The organism is Paenibacillus lutrae, from assembly GCF_009757775.1.
Taxonomy (GTDB): domain Bacteria; phylum Bacillota; class Bacilli; order Paenibacillales; family NBRC-103111; genus Paenibacillus_F; species Paenibacillus_F lutrae.
This window is the reverse complement of sequence record NZ_RHLK01000003.1, coordinates 99434-118736: the sequence shown is the minus strand read 5'-3', so window position 1 is coordinate 118736 and position 19303 is coordinate 99434. Positions and strand designations below refer to the sequence as shown.

Below are 19303 nucleotides of genomic sequence, written 5' to 3'. Positions count from 1 at the left end.
GTCTGAAGCGCTTAAAGCCCGGCATCGGTTATAACTTAGTAGATGAGCAGGATAAACTCTGACAAACTATGGAAATAGGAAAGCGAGGAACAACTGAGTATGAGTTTTTTTAAAAAATTAAAAGAAAGCATCTCCAGTAAAACGGAGGCCGTTACGAATAAATTCAAAGAGGGTCTGACGAAGACCCGCGACGTATTTGTTGACCGGGTAGACGATTTGTTCAGCCGCCGCAAAAAAATCGATGAAGAATTTTACGAAGAGCTGGAAGAAATTCTGATCGGCGCCGATGTTGGCGTTAATACCGTAATGGAACTGATTGAACAACTGCGCAGCGAAGTGCGCAAACGGAAAATCGAAGATCCGAATGATCTCCAGCCGGTTCTATCGGAGAAACTGACGGAGCTGCTAAAAGGCAGTGAGGACAGTTCCATGAGTATGGCTGCGTCGGGTCCGACCATTATTCTTTTTGTCGGCGTTAACGGTGTCGGCAAGACCACCACAATCGGTAAGCTGGCGCACCTGTACAAGTCCCAGGGCAAGAAAGTGCTTTTGGCTGCCGGGGATACGTTCCGTGCCGGTGCTATCGAGCAGCTGGAGACGTGGGGACAGCGGGTTGGAGTGGATGTGATCAAACAGCAGGCCGGTTCAGATCCGGCGGCTGTTATGTTCGACGCTGTGCAGGCGGCTAAAAACCGCGGCGCAGATATTCTGCTGTGTGACACGGCAGGACGTTTGCAGAATAAAGTGAACTTAATGGAAGAACTCAATAAGATCTACCGGGTTATCCGCCGTGAAGTACCCGAAGGTCCTCATGAAGTTCTGTTGGTGCTTGATGCTACGACCGGTCAAAATGCGCTCCAGCAGGCCAAAATGTTCGGTGACAAAACGGGTCTTACAGGCCTGGTGCTTACCAAGCTTGACGGTACTGCCAAAGGCGGAATTGTCGTTGCGATTCGCCAGGAACTTAACATCCCGGTTAAATTCGTAGGTCTTGGCGAGAAAATGGACGATCTTCAAGCGTTTGATTCCGAGCAGTTTGTTCATGCGCTTTTCGGTAAATGGATAGCGGAAGAGAAGGAAAAGGCGGAGTAATCCAGCGGATTTTTATCTTTTTACTGCTGACAAGGTCAGACGCTTGACATCCTCTCCGGCATCCGTTATCATAAGGACTGTTGTTGCAGGTGTAAAGTGTAGAACCTTGACGGAGGTTGGGCTATGACGGAAGATCAAATTCTGGAGAAAACGAACCGAATCAATCTTCTGTTCGATTTTTACGAGCCTATGCTGACGGATAAACAACAGACCGTCTTGAAACTGTATTTTCACGATGATTACTCCTTGGGAGAAATCGCAGAGCAGTTTAAGATTAGCCGGCAGGCCGTTTATGAACATGTGAAGCGTGCCGAGGTTACGCTTGAAGACTATGAGAGCAAGCTTGCCTTGCTGAGCAAACACGAACGGCGGCTGAAGCTGCTGGGTGAAGCGGAAGAGAAGCTGAAGGATTCGCCTGAAGATCTCGCCGGCTGCGCTTCGGATTATTTGCGCCGGATCGTTCATATGGAATAACCCTTGTGAATGTGGGAATGAGAACGTTTAGAACAGAGATATAGATAGATGACGGGCATGAAAGGAGGCGGTTTACGTGGCATTTGAAGGTTTGAGCAACAGGCTCCAGGGTGTTTTCGACAGGCTGAGAGGCAAAGGCAAACTGACGGAAGAGGATGTCAGCGAAGCGCTTCGCGAAGTGCGGCTTGCCTTGCTTGAGGCGGATGTTAACTTCAAGGTCGTGAAGGAATTCATTGCCAAAGTTAAAGAACGCGCAATCGGACAAGACGTAATGAAAAGCTTCACCCCCGGCATGGTCGTCATTGATATTGTGAACAAAGAATTGACCGAGCTGATGGGCGGAACACACACGAAGCTGGCCAAAGCGAACAAACCGCCTACGGTTATTATGATGGTCGGTCTTCAGGGCGCAGGTAAAACAACTTCGTCCGGGAAATTGGCCAAAATGCTTCAGAAGCAGAATCACAGACCTTTGCTTGTAGCATGTGACGTTTACCGTCCCGCTGCGATTAAGCAGCTGCAGGTTCTGGGTGAACAGCTCAAAGTTCCGGTTTTCTCTATGGGAGATCAAGTAAGCCCGGTGGAGATTGCTAAGAATGGTCTCCAGCATGCCAAAGACAACAATAACGATTATGTTATTGTCGATACGGCAGGTCGGCTGCACATTGACGAAACGCTGATGGAAGAGCTCCAACAGGTACGCGCAGCAGTGGGACCGCATGAGACACTGCTCGTAGTTGACGCGATGACGGGTCAAGACGCGGTCAATGTCGCGGAAAGCTTCCATAAGCAGCTTGAGCTGACGGGCGTCGTTCTGACGAAGCTCGATGGCGATACGCGCGGCGGCGCGGCTCTGTCAGTCAAAGCGGTTACAGGCTGTCCGATTAAATTCGCCGCAATGGGCGAAAAGATGGACGCGCTTGAACCTTTCTATCCGGAGCGGATGGCTTCACGGATTCTCGGAATGGGGGACATGCTCACCCTAATCGAGAAAGCGCAGGCCGGTATCGATACGGACAAGGCCAAAGAAATGGAACGCAAAATGCGCAATGCGGAGTTCACATTCGAGGACTTCCTTGAGCAGATGGACCAGGTCAAGAAGCTCGGTCCGCTGGACCAGCTGCTGGATATGCTTCCGGGTGCCGGCAAGATGAAAGGCATCAAAGATGTGAAGGTAGACGATAAGCAGATGGGACGCGTCGAAGCGATCGTCAAGGCGATGACGAAGGAAGAGAAGCGCAAGCCTGAGATCATTAACGCCAGCCGTCGTAAACGCATTGCTTTAGGGAGCGGGAATTCTGTGCAGGATGTGAACCGGCTCATCAAGCAGTTTGATGATATGCGCAAGATGATGAAGCAGTTCTCGGGTATGATGAATCCCAAAGCAATGAATAAGATGAAGAAAATGGGTAAAGGTTTTAAGTTCCCGTTCGGCTAAACCGGCGGGATCCACATATAAGTGTCCGTTATTGGCGGCACACATTTGTTTATTCTATGATGGAGGTGATAGTTCATGGCAGTTCGCATTCGTTTGAAGCGTATGGGTGCTCACAAAGCTCCTTTTTATCGTGTAGTTGTTTCCGATTCCCGCTCTCCGCGTGACGGACGTTTTATCGAGGAGATCGGTTACTATAACCCGGTTGCTCAACCTGCAGTCGTTAAAATCGACGAGGAAAAAGCACTGAAATGGCTCCAAAACGGCGCGCAAGCGTCTGATACCGTTCGTTCCCTGTTCAGCAAAGCAGGTCTTATGACTAAGCATCACGAGCTTAAGCTGAAGAAGTAATCCTGCTCATTTTCGGAGGTCTTTATGAAAGAGGTCATTACCGTTATCGCTAAGGCACTCGTGGATCATCCGGAAGACGTGCGTGTGAATGCAGTGGAAGGCGAGAGCAGCATCGTTTACGAGCTGTCGGTTCATCCCGAAGATGTTGGTAAAGTTATCGGCAAACAGGGACGTATTGCCAAAGCTCTTCGCACAGTCGTCACGTCGGCAGCAGTGAAGGAAAGCAAACGTGTTACGGTAGAAATAATGTCATAGAGGAAAAGGTTGGGATCATTCCTAGCCTTTTTCTTTCATCTTGGCCGGTAACCGGTTTCTTGAGAAATGGTCTTTACAGGAATGAGGCAGAGCTCGTTGAGGTGAACAGAAACGAGTCTGTGAGCACCTGTTTTTAATAGATGCAAGGGTTTGAAATCAGTACGGAGGTGGAAACATATAAAGATGAGCGATAAATTGTATACGGTTGGAACGATCGTTAACACCCACGGCTTGCGCGGTGAACTTAAAATCGTGCCCCATACGGATTTTCCGGAGCAGCGATATGCGGATGGAAGCAAGCTTATTATTGAGGACGCCAAAGGAAAGCACATTCCGGTGACAGTGAAAACATCGCGCCTGCATAAAAATATGTATATCGTACAGTTCAAAGAGTTTGCTAATATAAACGAGGTTGAATCTCTTAAAGGTTCTCTTTTGAAAGTGGAAGAACGTTATCTGGACGACCTGGAAGATGATGAATATTACTATCATGAGATTATCGGATGCCGTGTTGTTACGGAAGAGGGCGAAGAGCTTGGCCTCATTCAGGAGATTTTGACCCCTGGGGCCAACCATGTCTGGGTAGTAGGCAGGCCGAACAAGAAACAGCTGCTTCTGCCAGTTATAGATGATGTGGTGCTGGATGTCAATGTGAAGGACAAGATAGTGACCGTGCATCTGCTGGAGGGACTTCTCGACTTATGAACATCGATGTGCTGACTTTATTTCCCGCTATGTTCGAAGGTGTCTTTTCATCGAGTATTCTGGGCAAGGCCCGGGACAAGGGTCTTGTCCGTTTGTCCACGGTTAACTTTCGGGATTTTGCGACCAACAAGCATAATACGGTGGATGATTATCCGTACGGCGGCGGCGGCGGGATGGTGCTGAAGCCAGATCCCATCTTTGCGGCTGTAGAGTCCATTCTGCCGGCTGATGGTCATGTGGCGGATGCGGACCCCGCTGCCGGACCAAACGTTCCTCATCCTGCTGCAGGACCAGGAAGCGGAAAGCCGCGGGTTATTCTGATGTGTCCCCAAGGAGAAACCTTTACGCAGAAAAAGGCAGAGGAGCTGGCGAAAGAAGATCACCTGATCTTCATCTGCGGGCATTATGAGGGCTATGACGAGCGTATCCGTGAGTTTCTAGTAACGGATGAGTTGTCAATCGGCGACTATGTTCTTACCGGGGGAGAACTGCCGGCTATGGTCGTCATAGACAGCGTCGTGCGTCTGCTGCCAGGGGTACTTGGCAATGAACAGTCCGCCGTAACCGACTCCTTCAGCACGGGACTGCTCGAATATCCGCACTATACCCGCCCTGTGGAATTCAGGGGCTGGACGGTGCCGGATGTGCTCGTCTCGGGGCACCATGCCAACATTACTGAGTGGAGGCGCATGCAGTCTCTTTATCGTACCTACAAGCGCCGCCCTGAGCTTCTGGACAGGGTGGAGCTAACAGATAAGGAAAAGCGCTGGCTCAAGGAAAAAAGGCTGGAAGAGAGCCGCAAGGAGTAATGGAGAAGTTCTTGGAACCCGGCTTAAAGCTCTAGGGGCTTCGGGTTCAGGTGGAGCTTTCAAAATTATCGGCATTTCTCTAGAAAGTCGGGATTTTAGTTGTGTTTCTTCTGGGTATATGGTAAACTATCCAATGTTGTGTTGTTTGAATCGGGTGGTCCTCTACGTATGCAGCAAGAGTACATCTTAAGAGAAGACGGAATGAACACCTATTGTGAAAGGAGTGAATCTTAAATGAATATCATTCAGGAAATTACCAAAGATCAAATTCGTACAGATCTTCCAAACTTTCGCCCAGGCGATACATTGAAAGTGTACGTAAAGGTTATCGAGGGATCCCGTGAGCGTGTTCAGCTGTTTGAAGGTGTTGTGATCAAGCGTCACGGCGGCGGAATCAGCGAAACATTTACCGTTCGTAAAATTTCTTACGGCGTTGGCGTGGAAAGAACTCTTCCGCTTCATTCTCCGAAGATTGAGAAAATTGAAGTTGCTCGTCGCGGTAAAGTTCGTCGTGCGAAACTTTACTATCTGCGCGGACTTCGCGGTAAGAAAGCTAGAATTAAAGAAATTCGTTAATAAAGACCTGGGGGGCTTGTTTTCAAGTCCCCTTTTAGTTTTCCGATAAACATTTCATTTGAACAGGAAATGGGGTCTGGATCATGGAGAGAAAAGAGCGGGAGCCGGTGGCTGAAGCAGGAAGCCAAACGGTCCAAACTACCAGCCCGGTCAAGAAAGAAATATGGGAATGGGCGAAGGCTTTGCTTATTGCAGCCGTTCTTGTGTTTGTGATTCGTTGGCTGTTATTTGCTCCGTTTATCGTCGAAGGCCCTTCGATGGAACCTAACTTTCACACAGGCGAGCGGTTAATTGTCAACAAAGTTACATACAAGTTCAGTGAACCGAAACGTGGAGAAGTCATTGTCCTCCGCGCCCCTGAAGGGATAGATTATATCAAGCGGATTGTAGCGCTTCCCGGTGAAACGATTCGGGTGAATGGAGACAAAGTCTTCGTTAATAATGAGGCCATAGACGAGCCTTATCTTAAAGAAGCGATTGATAATGCTCTGAAAGAAGGGCATGCTTATAATAGAAGAAACTTCCCAGAGCTGGGGGCGGACCCGGGTACAGAAGTGAAAGTACCGGCTGACTCCGTATTCGTAATGGGAGATAACCGTTCCGACAGTAAAGACAGCCGTTTCTCAGAAGTGGGATTCGTTCCTTATGATAAAATTATCGGGCGGGCAGACTTAGTGTTCTGGCCCATCAATAAAGCAGGTTTCGTGCACTTCTGATGAAGAAGTGCTCGTTTTGTATACAGAGGTGATAAGATGACGATACAGTGGTTCCCCGGTCATATGACCCGGGCAAGAAGACAGATCGAAGATAAGCTCAAATTGATTGATGTCGCGATCGAATTGCTCGATGCCCGCATTCCTTTATCGAGCCGGAATCCCATGGTGGATGACATCCTTCAAGGCAAGCCGCGACTGGTTCTGCTTAATAAAGCAGATTTGGCCGATCCGGCTATTACAGCGGAATGGGTGCAATATTTTGCGGATCAAGGTCTGAAGGCGCTGCCGATGGACGCGTCAACAGGAACGGGAATTAAAGAAATTTTGCCCCGCTGCAAGGAGCTATTGAGCCACAAGATCGAAGCCCAGCTTCGTAAAGGGATCAATCCCCGGGCAATACGGGCGCTGATTGTTGGAATCCCGAATGTTGGGAAATCTACATTGATTAATCAACTGGCTGGACGTAAAATCGCGAACACAGGTGATAAGCCGGGTGTTACGAAGGGGCAGCAGTGGATTAAATTCGGAACAGATATGGATTTGCTGGATACACCCGGTATTCTGTGGCCTAAATTTGACGATCAGAATGTCGGGATGAAACTGGCTGCTACCGGAGCGATTAAAGAAGAGATTCTTCATCTGGACGATATCGCCTTTCATACGATCCGTTATATGATCGATTACTACGGAGAGCGTCTAATGGACCGTTTCGGCATTGGAGACCTGCCGGAGGATACAGAGAATCCGAATGAAGTGATCGAGGTCATGGAGACGATCGGACGTAAACGCGGCTGTATCGTAAGCGGGGGACGTGTGGACTTGGATAAAACCTCCCTGCTGTTCCTGCGTGAACTTCGTTCCGGCAAACTGGGACGTGTCAGTCTGGAAGTACCGCCGGAATATTGAGGTAGGCTGCGCTTACCTTATTGAGTAAGTAAATATTTTTTTCGAAAATGTGATGTCTAGTATTCACTAGTACAAGTGAATAAGGCATCACGTTTTTTGTTTTTGTCCAAAGGAGCAGGAACGGTACAAAAAAGCCCGGATGGAAATGTTTTTTATGAGAAAGAGCAGGTTTCTTTAGACGGTTTTCATGGGATAAAGTTAGTTCTTCCGTTATAATGGAGAGCGGGAGGGGAATACAGAACATGCTTCAGGAAGAAACACATTTGTGGCAGCAGGGCTTCGAGCATGTCGCTGGCGTTGATGAAGTCGGACGCGGCTGCTTGTTTGGTGACGTCGTGGCTGCTGCCGTTATACTGCCTAAAGGACTTATTCTCGAAGGGGTCAATGATTCGAAGAAATTGTCTGAGAAAAAGCGTGAAGAACTATACACGGTTATTATGAATGAAGCCATTTCGGTAGGCATCGGTATCATTGATGTGCCAACCATTAACGAAATCAATATAAAGCAGGCATCCAGGCTTGCGATGCGGACTGCCGTCAGGCAGCTGACTCCCGATCCTGATTTTATACTGGTAGATGCTGAAAATATAGATACATCCATACCTCAAATGCCCCTAATTCACGGGGATGCTGTAAGTCAAACGATCGCGGCGGCATCCATTATTGCAAAAGTAACCCGGGACCGGATGTGCCAGGAGTGGGACATGCTGTATCCGGAGTACGGGATTGCGAGGCACAAAGGGTATGCGACTAAACAACATCGTGAAATGCTGATCGAGTACGGGCCTACCCATTTGCACCGCAAATTGTTTATCCGCAATGTCATGCTGGTGCAGCAGGAGTTATTTTAAAAGGGGCTCCAGCCGATATATACATAAAAGAACGTGTAAACGGAGGCGGTCGGCATGAATATCAGCGGAATGATCCGGGGTTTGGCCGGGAATGTGCGTGCGGCAGAGCCTAAAGCTCTCGAGTTAAAACCAGGACAGGTCGTGAAAGGCGTTGTCCTCCAAGTATATGATAATCAGGAAGCCCAGATGTCGATAGACGGCGTTCAGGTCCGTGTAAAATTAGAAGCCCAGATGTCACAGGGTCAGACTGCATGGCTTCAGGTTCAGCCAGAAAGTCCCGGCGGGCAGATCGTTCTTAAGCCTGCGGCAGCTGCTGCTGTACCTGTAACGGATGAAGAGCTGGGACAAATGCTGCGGCAAACGGGTTTAAAAGATACACCAGTGAACCGGGAACTTGTGCAGCTCATGCGCCAAAATGGTCTGCCTCTCACGAAGGAATCAGCAGCTCCGATCCAAGATATCATCAGCCGGATGCCTGCATCCGCAAAGCCGGAACAATGGCTGCAAACAATAGGCGTCGCTCTTTCCAAGGGGCTGCCTATGACGACGGACACGGTTAGCGCCCTTCATCAGACTTTATTCGGCAAACCCTTCGGGGATACTCTCAAAGACTTGTCGCAGGCTATCCAAAGCGCCTTGAACAAAGGAATGGGAGAAGCCTCCGGCGGCTCTGCGGATAAACTGCTCCGGCAGCTGGGCGATGTTCTGCGAACGTTAGAGCAAACAGCCGGCAGCGCAGCAGGGAAGAATGCTTCCGCAGGAAGCGGTGCAGGCGGACAGGCTGCAGGAAGCGCTGCCCCTGGCCCGGGAGCCGCTCTACTGGGCCAGGGAGCGGCAAACATGAGCGGTCAGGCTCCGGCAAGTACTGGCGGTCAAGCAGTTGTCTCTGCTGGCACAGGACAGCCGGCACAAGGGGGCTCTCCGGCTGGCGGCACCATCCCCGCCGCCGGGACAGCTTCCGGAGCCGCGCATGGAGGCGGAGCGGCAAACGCGCAGGTGCAGCTCGGCGGGTCCGCTGCTGGTACCGGCGGCCCTGGCCCGGGTCCGGGAGCCGGTACACTGCCCCAGGGGTCAGGTGCCCCTGGGCAGGGTCCTGCAGCCCGCGCAAGCGGCCAGTCTTCTGGTCCCGCTGCCGCAGGGCAGCCGGCACAGGCGGCTGTGCACGCCGGCAGTTCTACTGGCGCAGCAGGGACAGCCGCTGGTGCTGCGCAGGGCAGCAACACGGCAAGCGCGCTGCCTGCCTCAGGCGCAGGACAGGGGAGCACCCCGCCGGCAGCGCTTGGCGCAGGCTCGGCATCTGCTGCCCGTGGCGGCCAGGCGCCAGGCCCCGGCGCCGCCCCTGGCGCCGTCCAGGCGCAGCAGGCTGCCAGCGGCACTGGCGCGGAGGCGCCTGGCAGGAACCCCGCAGGGGGCGCTTCTGCCGCGCCTGCCGGCACAGCTCCGGCGGAAGCGGGGCCGGCCCGCAGCGCGCAGCCAATTAGTGGCAGCCAGGCTGCTGCCACTGACAACGGATGGGTGCGCGAATTGCTGCGCGCAGTCGGCGTAGATCATGAGAGCCGGCTGCTTAAGCAGCTTGGCGGATCTCAGGCGGCTGCCGGAGCCGGGCTGCCGGGAGGAGCGCGGGCGGCAGGCGATATGCCGCTTGCCGCTTGGAAGCCCGAAGCGGCAGAGACGCTCAAAAGCCTGCTTCTGCAGCTGTCTACTGCGGACGGGCTCCCTGCATCGCTGCGGGATTCTGTCCAGCAGGCGGTGCAGCACATAACCGGGCAGCAGCTTCTGATGTCGCAGGACAAAAGCGGTATGTTCACTCACATGACGCTGTTCGTGCCGCTTTTGAATGCGGAGGGTCAGCCTACGGCAGCTATCCACATACAGTCGCGCAAAGGTAAGCGTGGCGAGCTTGATGCGGAGAATTGCCGCCTCTTATTTGATCTTGATATGAAATCACTGGGAAGTACGCTTGTAGATGTTCAGGTAATGAACAGGATTGTAAGCTTGCAAGTGTTTAACGATATGCCTTTTATAGGTGAGCTGCTCAATAATTCAAGGGAGGAAGTTGGCGAGGCACTGGGCAAATTAGGGTATCAGTTCCTATCATTGAAAGCTTCTCCTTTTCCTGATACGGCTGCCAAGAAAGATTCTGCGAATTCTTTACCGTTAAGCCGTACGATGATCGACACCATAGCACCAAGTGTACCGTACCAGGGAGTTGATTTTCGTATATGACGTTATCAGAGGATAGGGACCCGTCAGGCAAACCTGCGGTTCCCGGCAATCAAAACGAGGGTAAAGCAATCCGAAAAGCGGTAGCCCTGAGGTATGCTCCAAGTGAGCAGAAAGCACCGTCGGTTATAGCCAAGGGGAAAGGGAAAGTTGCCGAGGCGATTGTAGATAAAGCAAAAGAAAACGGTATCCCTGTCCAGGAAGACGCCTCTCTGGTCGAGGTATTGTCCAAGCTGGAAATAGACCAGGAAATTCCGGCCGAACTGTATCAGCTGGTCGCAGAAGTTTTAAGTTACATTTACCGCTCGGATAACCGTATGAAAGAAATGCGGCAGCAAGAGCGAAGGGAGCTGTAGGATGGCCGGCGTACCCTCTACCAGACAATCACTGGGTAAATACGGGGAAAATAAGGCAGAAGAGCATTTGCAAGGTCTGGGCTACCGTATTCTCGCACGCAATTGGCGGTGCAGGTACGGTGAGCTTGATCTGATTGCCGAGCATGAAGATGTTGTCGTGTTTATCGAAGTCCGGACGCGGAGATTAACCGGCCGGTTCGGGTATGCCAAAGAATCGGTTGATGGCCGGAAACAGACGAAAGTACGTCAGATTTCGCAAATGTATCTGCATTCCGTTAAACAGCAGGAACGCAAGCTGCGCTTTGATGTTATTACAGTTGAAATGTCTGCTCTTTCCGAATTCGTCAAGCTTGAACATTTGTGCGGCGCATTTTAAATGATTTCCCCGTTTTCTTCCTTGCACGCTTCCTCTTATTTTTACAAGGCTTTTTCTGTCAGGCTGATTTGTCTCCTATACCGAGTAGACAGAGTAGACAGCCTTGCGAGCATAACTCCTCCGATGGAAATCTTCTGTACCGATTGCTTCTCTAGGGTAGTTCTTTTCTTTCCGAACCAAACAGACTCCCTGGAACAAGGAGTCTGTTTGGTTCGTTTTTATATAAGGTCTTGAGTTTCATTATCGATGTAAATCAAGTTTTTTCATAGGAGTCACAGCATACCTGATTTATCTAAATTCCGGTACTGTATCGCTTCAGCCAGGTGCTGGGCGGCCAAATGTTCTTCGCCTTCAAGATCTGCTATCGTTCTGGCAAGCTTGAGAATGCGGTCATGAGACCTCGCACTCAAATGAAGGCGATCAAAGGTTCGGCGAAGGAGCTCTTCGGCATCAGAGGGAAGGCGGCAAAACTGCCGCAGCCATTTGCCGCTGAGTTCCGCATTAAAACGAACGGGAGTTTGTGCATAGCGGCGCTGTTGGATCTGATGAGCTTCCCGTACACGTTCTTTCATTTGGGAAGAGGACATAGATTGCCGCTTGTCCGTCATAGCGGAATAATCGAGTCTAGGCACCTCAACGTGCAAATCAATACGGTCGAGCAGAGGACCTGAGATTCTGGCTCGGTATTGGCGTATTTTAAGCGGACTGCAGATACAACTTTGATTGGGGTTCGAATCAGAGCCCCAGAACCCGCAAGGACAGGGATTCATGGAGGCTGCCAGAAGAAATCCGGCAGGGAAGGTGAAGGTGGCTCTGGCTCTGCTGATCGTTACTTTCCGGTCTTCAAGCGGCTGCCGCAGAACTTCCAGCACACTTCTGGAGAATTCGGGGAGTTCGTCAAGAAAGAGTACCCCGTGATGAGCCAGGCTGACTTCCCCCGGTTTGGGGATGGAACCTCCTCCGATTAAGCCTGCCGCGCTTACGGTGTGATGGGGAGAACGGTAAGGCCTGATTCGCATGAAACGGTCGGACTGCGCCAACTTACCCGACACACTGAGAATCTTAGTAACTTCCAGCGCCTCTTCATCTGCAAGTGGCGGGAGAATCCCCGGGATTCGTCTTGCCAGCATGGTTTTTCCGGTGCCTGGAGGTCCGATTAGCAAAATATTGTGCATGCCCGATGCGGCGATCATCAATGCTCTTTTGACATGATGCTGCCCGATTACATCGGCAAAATCTTCAACCGGCTGCTGGATTCCTGCATCTTCGATGCCATGGACTGTTACTTGGGTTTCATGGTGGGGAATGAGGCTGGTTGAATCGGGACGGTTCCGCGTAGTAGAATCCCGAGCATTCCGCAAGTTTTCCTCGTATATGGAAGAGCTTAATTGATCTAATTTGGTTAGACCGCTGACTTTCATACCGGCAATTAATTGAGCTTCTTCGATATTGCCCTGAGGCACAAGAACACGCCGCAAGCCTTGTTTGCGTGCCGCATCTACCATAGCCAGCACGCCAGGCACAGACCGCAGGCTCCCGTCCAGAGCAAGCTCGCCGAGTATAAGTGTGTCCTCTACTTCTTCAGCCTGGATTTGTCCGCTTGTGAGAAGTATGCCTGCCGCTATAGCCAGGTCGAAAGAGGCTCCTTCTTTTCGCAAATCAGCAGGAGCCAAGTTCACCGTAATCCGCTCAAGCGGGAACTGGAATGAACAATTTTTAATCGCGGACCGCACTCTGTCAATGGATTCACGCACGGCCGTATCGGGCAGACCGACTACATTGATTTGGGGCAGGCCATTCGTGATATCCACTTCAACATCGATACAGGTACCGTCAATGCCATGCAGACAGCCGCTGGTTACTTTTCCGTACATCAAAAAACACCTCTCTCCTCATGTAAATGGACAAAGGTGCTTCCTTATGCCTTACTCGTATATCCAGTATAACAAAAGGGTCAGATCTTTAAAATGACTTTTTGTTTCTTGCAAATTGGTCATACTATAGGCGAGGTGATCAACATGCAGGAAAAACCGTATTTTTGCCCCAATTGTCGTTCCAACCGGGTTAAATTCAGTGTAATTGCGAGTTATTCTCAGTCTTTTCTGAAAGATGCGCTTACAGGTGAAGTAAAAGAAACACAAGATCCCAGCCCCGTCTCTGAGAGTGAACCGACCATTCAGTGTCTCGTGTGCAGCTATGTCGGCAATGAAATGAGGTTTGTCAAGCAGGCGGAAAGGGAGCCGCGAGTGACGACGGAGACGAATCCCTCTTATACTTAGGCAAAGCGATTGAGCAGCTGCACGAAAAATGGTAGTGATAAAATGCATAAAGCGCCCCGGGACCGATGTTTCCGGGGCCTTTTCTTTTTTATATTTCCTGCGCAATAATAAAAAACGATTTCTTTTTAAAAAGAAGAGGAAACTGTCGACAAAAAGTGATACAATAATTCGTGGCAAAAGTTTGTCCGAACCCGCTAAAAGACGGGCAGGATTTCCCCTGTCAAACGGCGAATACCCTACGTTGGTTGTGCGAAAAGAATCGAAACTTGAACATGGTTTCGTGCATACAGGGAGAAACAATACGTTTAGGAGGATTTGCAAATGAATATCCATGAGTATCAAGGCAAAGAAGTCCTGAGACAGTACGGAGTGAATGTACCCCAGGGCAAAGTGGCGTTTTCCGTGGATGAAGCGGTTGAAGCAGCCAAAGAGCTAGGCACTCAGGTCGTTGTAGTCAAAGCGCAAATTCATGCAGGCGGCCGTGGTAAAGCGGGCGGCGTGAAAGTTGCCAAGAATCTGGATGAAGTCCGTACTTATGCACAAGAAATTCTGGGCAAAGTACTGGTTACTCATCAGACCGGTCCTGAAGGTAAGGAAGTTAAACGCCTGCTGATCGAGCAAGGCTGTGATATTAAGAAAGAGTACTACATAGGCGTAGTTGTTGACCGTGATACGGGCCGCGTCGTCATGATGGGCTCCGAAGAAGGCGGCATGGACATTGAAGAAGTTGCTGCCAACACTCCGGAGAAAATTTTCAAGGAAGTTATTGATCCGGCAATCGGTCTGCAAGTGTTCCAAGCCCGCAAACTGGCTTATGCCATCAACATTCCTAAAGAGCTGGTTAACAAAGCGGTTAAGTTCATGATCGCTCTGTACACGGCTTTTGTTGATAAAGACTGCTCCATTGCTGAAATCAATCCGCTTGTTGTAACCGGCGGCGGAGATGTTATGGCTCTGGACGCTAAACTCAACTTCGATTCCAACGCGCTTTACCGTCACAAAGATATTCTGGCGCTTCGTGACCTGGAAGAAGAAGATGAGAAAGAAATTGAAGCTTCCAAGTATGACCTCAGCTACATTGCCCTTGACGGAAATATCGGCTGTATGGTTAACGGTGCCGGCCTTGCTATGGCAACGATGGATATCATCAAGCACTATAGCGGAGATCCTGCGAACTTCCTCGACGTAGGTGGCGGTGCTACCAAAGAGAAAGTTACCGAAGCCTTCAAAATCATTCTGTCCGATTCCAAAGTTAAAGGTATTTTCGTTAATATTTTCGGCGGAATTATGCGTTGTGACGTTATTGCCGAGGGTGTAGTAGCAGCAGCGAAGGAACTCGGTCTGGACCGTCCGCTCGTTGTGCGCCTGGAAGGTACTAACGTTGAGCTTGGCAAGAAAATCTTGAACGAGTCCGGTCTGAACATCGTTTCTGCAGATTCCATGGCAGACGGCGCTCAGAAAATTGTTGCGCTTGTTTAATTGCATGTGAACGTACGTTCTTTATATGTTATACGCTTTTCAATTTGTAAAGGGATGTGAACAAAGATCATGAGTATTTTGGTGAATAAAGACACAAAAGTGATCACACAAGGTATTACCGGTTCTACCGGCTTGTTCCATACGAAGGGCGCGCTCGATTACGGCACGCAAATGGTCGGAGGCGTAACCCCTGGTAAAGGCGGCACGAACGTCGACATTACCCTCGAGAACGGCGAGACTGTTTCCTTACCGGTTTTTGATACGGTCGAGCAGGCAAAAGAAGCAACGGGTGCTACCGCATCCGTCATTTATGTCCCGCCCGCTTTTGCAGCTGATTCCATCATGGAAGCAGTAGATGCGGATCTTGATCTGGTCATCTGTATCACAGAAGGCATTCCGGTTCTGGACATGGTTAAAGTTACCCGTTATATGGAAGGCAAACGTACTCGTCTGATCGGACCTAACTGTCCGGGCGTCATCACACCGGGCGAATGCAAAATCGGTATTATGCCGGGCTACATCCATACACCAGGTCACGTGGGCGTTGTTTCCCGCTCCGGAACTTTGACGTATGAAGCGGTTCATCAGCTTACGACCCGCGGTATCGGTCAATCCTCTGCAGTAGGTATCGGTGGAGACCCTGTTAAAGGTTCCGAGTTTATCGATGTCCTTCATATGTTCAATGAAGATCCGGATACTTATGCCGTCATTATGATTGGTGAGATCGGCGGTTCGGCTGAAGAGGAAGCGGCTGAATGGGTCAAAGCTAACATGAAGAAGCCTGTAGTAGGTTTCATCGGCGGTAAAACAGCTCCTCCAGGAAAACGTATGGGCCATGCAGGCGCTATTATTTCCGGCGGTAAAGGTACAGCGGCTGAGAAAGTAGCTACTCTTGAAGCTTGTGGTATCAAGGTAGCAGCTACTCCTTCTGAGATGGGTTCGACACTTGTCGAAGTCTTGGAAGAAAAAGGCCTGTTGGAGAAATGCATAACTAAAAAATAAGTTTATATTCATGCATGGATATAAATCAAACGTTGGAATGGTAAGCAACCTTCCGGTTCCCTTAGGGGAATTGGGAGGTTTTTTTGTTTCACAGGTTCAAAATTTGTGAATGCAAAGGGAGTGCTTTATACTGATGGAGAATCGAAGCATGCTCATCGGACTTCATGGAATAACCGGAGTCGGCTGGAAAACCATTAAACGTGTGATCGATTCCTGTTCCGATTTGAGGGAACTGAGAGAATGGTCATTTGCAGATTACACAAGAACCGGAATCCCAGCGGCCAAAGCAGAATGTATTATAGAAGGTTTAGATGAAGGTAAGCTTCAGGAGCGAGTAGAGCTCGCCAGAAGGCTCGGTATTGGATTTTTGACACGATTTGATAGTGATTATCCTGATTTGCTCGCAGAAACCGCACAGCCGCCGTGGGTGCTTTACTACAGGGGTTCGCTCAAAGCCTTGGAGTATCCTAAGATAGGAATAGTCGGCACCCGAACACCCACCGCCTACGGGAAGAAAATCGCGGAGGAACTGGCTGCTGCTTTGTCGGGATCCGGGATAACCGTAGTAAGCGGGTTAGCACGGGGAATCGATGCCCAGGCTCATCGGGGCGCAATAGGCAAAACTGGCGGAACGATAGCAGTTCTCGGCGTATCTCCTGATCGGATCTACCCGCCGGAACATGGCCGGCTTCAGGACGAAATTATCGGCAGCGGAGGGCTCCTTCTATCGGAGTATCCGGTTGGAACTCTTCCGCATCCGGGGCTGTTTCCACTGCGCAACCGCATCATTGCGGGACTGAGCCTGGGGATTGTCGTAGTCGAAGCTGCCGAGCGCAGCGGTTCTCTGATTACGGCAGATTTGGCTCTGGAAGAGTCGCGTGACGTATTCGCGGTGCCGGGTCCGATTCATTCCCCCAAAAGCAGAGGAGCTCTGTACCTGATTAAACAGGGGGCTAAGATGGTAATTAGTCCCGAAGATATCCTTGAAGAATATACTCATTTGTCCCCCTCCAGTGGACATTTCGTGGAGCCTCTTACGAAATCGGCAACTCAATCTCCTGAAGAAGGCATGTCTGCAGACGAAGTCGTTCTTTATCGATTCTTGTCGAGCGTACCGGTGACTGCCGACGTCCTCCTGGAGCAGACTCAATTTACGTTTGGACATTTGCATTCAGTTCTGCTATCCTTGCTATTGAAAAACAAGATAGCGGAGCAGCCCGGCTCCACATACGTATCCATATGAAAATACCATAACCATTAAAGTGATATACATGCAGCATTAGATGACGTTGAAGGGAGGAGCATTCGGTCGATGGCAGACTCATTAGTAATTGTAGAATCACCGGCAAAAGCCAAAACGATTGGGAAATATTTGGGAAGTAAATATATCGTCAAAGCATCGATGGGTCATATCCGCGACCTTCCGAAGAGCCAGATCGGTGTTGAAGTGGAACGCGGTTTTGAACCGAAATATATAACGATCCGCGGCAAAGGCTCCATCTTAAAGGAACTGAAAGATGCCAGCAAGAAAGTGAAAAAAGTGTACCTCGCAGCTGACCCGGATCGTGAAGGGGAAGCTATTGCCTGGCACTTGGCTCATTATTTAGAGTTAAACGAAACCGAAAATTGCCGCGTTGTGTTTAATGAAATTACGAAGCAGGCGGTTAAAGACGCTTTCAAAACTCCGCGTCCGATTAACATCGACCTGGTTAATGCACAGCAGGCTCGCCGTATTCTTGACCGGCTCGTTGGTTACAAGATCAGCCCGCTACTCTGGAAGAAAGTAAAGAAAGGCTTGTCGGCAGGACGGGTCCAATCGGTAGCGGTTAAGCTCATCATGGACCGCGAGAATGAAATTAAAGCTTTTGTACCCGAGGAATATTGGACGATTACAGCGATGCTGCAAGCGGGCAAAGCGAATTTCGAAGCCAAATTCTATGGCATCGACGGTTCGAAGAAAGAATTGGGTTCGGAAGAAGAAGTCAATGCTATTCTAAAAGCGATTGAAGGCGCTCCTTTTATTGTAAAGGAAGTCAAGGAAAAGGAACGTCTTCGCAACCCTTCTCCGCCTTTTATAACAAGCTCCATGCAGCAGGAAGCCGCGCGCAAGCTGAATTTCAGGGCAGCCAAGACCATGTCCGTGGCTCAGCAGTTATATGAAGGAATTGATCTGGGGAAAGAGGGTACTGTCGGTCTTATTACATATATGCGTACCGATTCTACGAGAATTTCCCCGGTCGCCCAAGAGGAAGCAAAGGAATTTATCGTAGGCAAGTACGGGGAGAACTTCTATCCTGAAACTCCTCGTGTCTATGTCAAAAAAGGCTCGAACACCCAAGATGCGCATGAGGGCATTCGTCCTTCATCTGTTCTGCGCGATCCGGATTCAGTTAAGGAATTCCTGTCGAGAGACCAATTCCGTCTCTATAAGCTGGTTTGGGAACGCTTCGTAGCAAGCCAAATGTCTTCTGCTGTGCTGGACACGATGACGATTGATTTGAATGTCAATAATGCTGTGTTCCGTGCGGTTGGCTCCAAATTGAAATTCCCGGGTTTTATGAAAGTGTATGTAGAAGGCAATGATGACGGTACTACGGAAGAAGACAAACTCCTTCCTCCGCTTTCATCGGGAGATGAGGTGGCTTCCAATGACGTCGAGCCGAAGCAGCATTTCACCCAGCCGCCTCCGCGCTATACGGAAGCTCGGCTGGTCCGATCTCTCGAGGAGCTGGGTATAGGGCGTCCGTCTACTTATGCGCCTACGTTGGAGACCATTCAGAAGCGCGGTTATGTGGCCATTGAAGAGAAGAAGTTCGTTCCTACCGAACTGGGGGATCTGGTCATTCAACTGATGGTCGAATTCTTTCCTGAGATTCTCGATGTTGAATTTACGGCCCAGATGGAAGAAGAGCTTGACCATGTAGGTGAAGGTAAAGAGAACTGGGTCAAGGTGCTCGATGAATTTTACACTTCTTTCGAGAAGAGGCTTGAGTTCGCAGAGGAAGAAATGAAAGAGATTGAGATTCAAGACGAAGTCTCGGACGAAATTTGTGAGAAATGCGGTAAGCATCTCGTTTACAAGATGGGCCGGTTCGGCAAATTTCTGGCATGTTCCGGGTTCCCCGACTGCCGGAATACGAAGCCGATTATTAAAGATATCGGTGTAACGTGCCCGAAATGTAAAGAAGGCAAAGTTGTGGAGCGGCGCAGTAAGAAAGGCCGTATTTTTTACGGTTGTGACCACTATCCTGAATGTGACTTTGTCTCATGGGACAAACCGGTTGCACAGCCTTGTCCCAGCTGCGGCTCGATGATGATCGAGAAACGTACGAAGACAGCTGTAAATCACCAGTGCGTCGAGTGCGGTTTTAAAGAAGAACTCAAAGATGAAGAAGTAAATGATTAAATTCGAGGTGTA

20 protein-coding genes are annotated in these 19303 nt (G+C 50.0%); 19 read left to right on the top strand and 1 reads right to left on the bottom strand.

The window, feature by feature from the left end:
- Window positions 1-99 precede the first annotated feature (99 nt).
- The 14 genes from ftsY to EDM21_RS06485 all read left to right on the top strand — a co-directional run bounded on the left by ftsY (window position 100) and on the right by EDM21_RS06485 (window position 11125).
- Entirely contained in the window at window positions 100-1092 is a 993-nt protein-coding gene (gene ftsY, locus EDM21_RS06550) for a signal recognition particle-docking protein FtsY (protein ID WP_157334055.1), read from the top strand.
- 123 nt (window positions 1093-1215) lie between these two features.
- Complete coding sequence (locus tag EDM21_RS06545; protein ID WP_157334053.1) at window positions 1216-1566, top strand: putative DNA-binding protein; 351 nt, start codon at window positions 1216-1218, stop codon at window positions 1564-1566.
- A 76-nt stretch (window positions 1567-1642) separates the two neighbouring features.
- Complete coding sequence (ffh, locus tag EDM21_RS06540) at window positions 1643-3004, top strand: signal recognition particle protein (protein ID WP_166541866.1); 1362 nt, start codon at window positions 1643-1645, stop codon at window positions 3002-3004.
- A 75-nt stretch (window positions 3005-3079) separates the two neighbouring features.
- Entirely contained in the window at window positions 3080-3352 is a 273-nt protein-coding gene (gene rpsP, locus EDM21_RS06535; RefSeq protein WP_068774599.1) for a 30S ribosomal protein S16, read from the top strand.
- A gap of 24 nt (window positions 3353-3376) precedes the next feature.
- Entirely contained in the window at window positions 3377-3607 is a 231-nt protein-coding gene (locus EDM21_RS06530; protein ID WP_157334051.1) for a KH domain-containing protein, read from the top strand.
- A 183-nt stretch (window positions 3608-3790) separates the two neighbouring features.
- The gene (gene rimM / locus EDM21_RS06525) at window positions 3791-4312 is read left to right on the top strand and encodes a ribosome maturation factor RimM (protein WP_157334049.1); all 522 of its coding nucleotides are present in this window, start codon (window positions 3791-3793) and stop codon (window positions 4310-4312) included.
- A complete protein-coding gene (trmD, locus tag EDM21_RS06520) occupies window positions 4309-5121 on the top strand; it encodes a tRNA (guanosine(37)-N1)-methyltransferase TrmD (RefSeq protein WP_157334047.1) in 813 nt (270 codons plus the stop codon). Before rimM ends, trmD begins: the two co-directional genes overlap by 4 nt.
- 234 nt (window positions 5122-5355) lie before the next feature.
- Complete coding sequence (gene rplS / locus EDM21_RS06515; RefSeq protein ID WP_068774603.1) at window positions 5356-5697, top strand: 50S ribosomal protein L19; 342 nt, start codon at window positions 5356-5358, stop codon at window positions 5695-5697.
- A gap of 83 nt (window positions 5698-5780) precedes the next feature.
- A complete protein-coding gene (gene lepB, locus EDM21_RS06510; RefSeq protein ID WP_157334045.1) occupies window positions 5781-6413 on the top strand; it encodes a signal peptidase I in 633 nt (210 codons plus the stop codon).
- A 36-nt stretch (window positions 6414-6449) separates the two neighbouring features.
- Window positions 6450-7319, top strand: coding sequence for a ribosome biogenesis GTPase YlqF (gene ylqF / locus EDM21_RS06505; protein ID WP_068774605.1), 870 nt, complete (start codon window positions 6450-6452; stop codon window positions 7317-7319).
- Between the two features lie 215 nt (window positions 7320-7534).
- Window positions 7535-8170 carry a ribonuclease HII gene (locus tag EDM21_RS06500; protein WP_268893062.1) on the top strand — a complete coding sequence of 212 codons (636 nt, stop codon included), beginning with the start codon at window positions 7535-7537 and terminating at the stop codon, window positions 8168-8170.
- 54 nt (window positions 8171-8224) lie between these two features.
- A complete protein-coding gene (locus tag EDM21_RS06495; protein ID WP_157334041.1) occupies window positions 8225-10396 on the top strand; it encodes a hypothetical protein in 2172 nt (723 codons plus the stop codon).
- Window positions 10393-10749 (top strand): EscU/YscU/HrcU family type III secretion system export apparatus switch protein, encoded by a 357-nt coding sequence (locus tag EDM21_RS06490; protein ID WP_157334039.1) that lies wholly within the window; start codon window positions 10393-10395, stop codon window positions 10747-10749. Before EDM21_RS06495 ends, EDM21_RS06490 begins: the two co-directional genes overlap by 4 nt.
- Before the next feature lies 1 nt (window position 10750).
- Window positions 10751-11125: a YraN family protein gene (locus tag EDM21_RS06485; protein ID WP_157334037.1), complete on the top strand. Its 375-nt coding sequence runs from the start codon at window positions 10751-10753 to the stop codon at window positions 11123-11125.
- 272 nt (window positions 11126-11397) lie between these two features.
- Here EDM21_RS06485 and EDM21_RS06480 read toward each other — a convergent pair whose 3' ends face one another.
- A complete protein-coding gene (locus tag EDM21_RS06480; protein WP_157334870.1) occupies window positions 11398-12999 on the bottom strand; it encodes a YifB family Mg chelatase-like AAA ATPase in 1602 nt (533 codons plus the stop codon).
- A 144-nt stretch (window positions 13000-13143) separates the two neighbouring features.
- On the opposite strand from EDM21_RS06480, the gene EDM21_RS06475 reads away from it, so the two are divergent.
- The 5 genes from EDM21_RS06475 (at window position 13144) to topA (ending at window position 19291) form a co-directional block, all read left to right on the top strand.
- A complete protein-coding gene (locus EDM21_RS06475; RefSeq protein WP_157334035.1) occupies window positions 13144-13404 on the top strand; it encodes a hypothetical protein in 261 nt (86 codons plus the stop codon).
- Window positions 13405-13725: 321 nt separating this feature from the next.
- Window positions 13726-14883 (top strand): ADP-forming succinate--CoA ligase subunit beta, encoded by a 1158-nt coding sequence (gene sucC / locus EDM21_RS06470; RefSeq protein WP_068774612.1) that lies wholly within the window; start codon window positions 13726-13728, stop codon window positions 14881-14883.
- 69 nt (window positions 14884-14952) lie between these two features.
- Window positions 14953-15885, top strand: coding sequence for a succinate--CoA ligase subunit alpha (sucD, locus tag EDM21_RS06465; protein ID WP_068774613.1), 933 nt, complete (start codon window positions 14953-14955; stop codon window positions 15883-15885).
- Between the two features lie 133 nt (window positions 15886-16018).
- A complete protein-coding gene (gene dprA / locus EDM21_RS06460; protein WP_157334033.1) occupies window positions 16019-17128 on the top strand; it encodes a DNA-processing protein DprA in 1110 nt (369 codons plus the stop codon).
- Window positions 17129-17197: 69 nt separating this feature from the next.
- Window positions 17198-19291: a type I DNA topoisomerase gene (topA, locus tag EDM21_RS06455; protein WP_157334031.1), complete on the top strand. Its 2094-nt coding sequence runs from the start codon at window positions 17198-17200 to the stop codon at window positions 19289-19291.
- The last annotated feature ends 12 nt before the right edge of the window (window positions 19292-19303 follow it).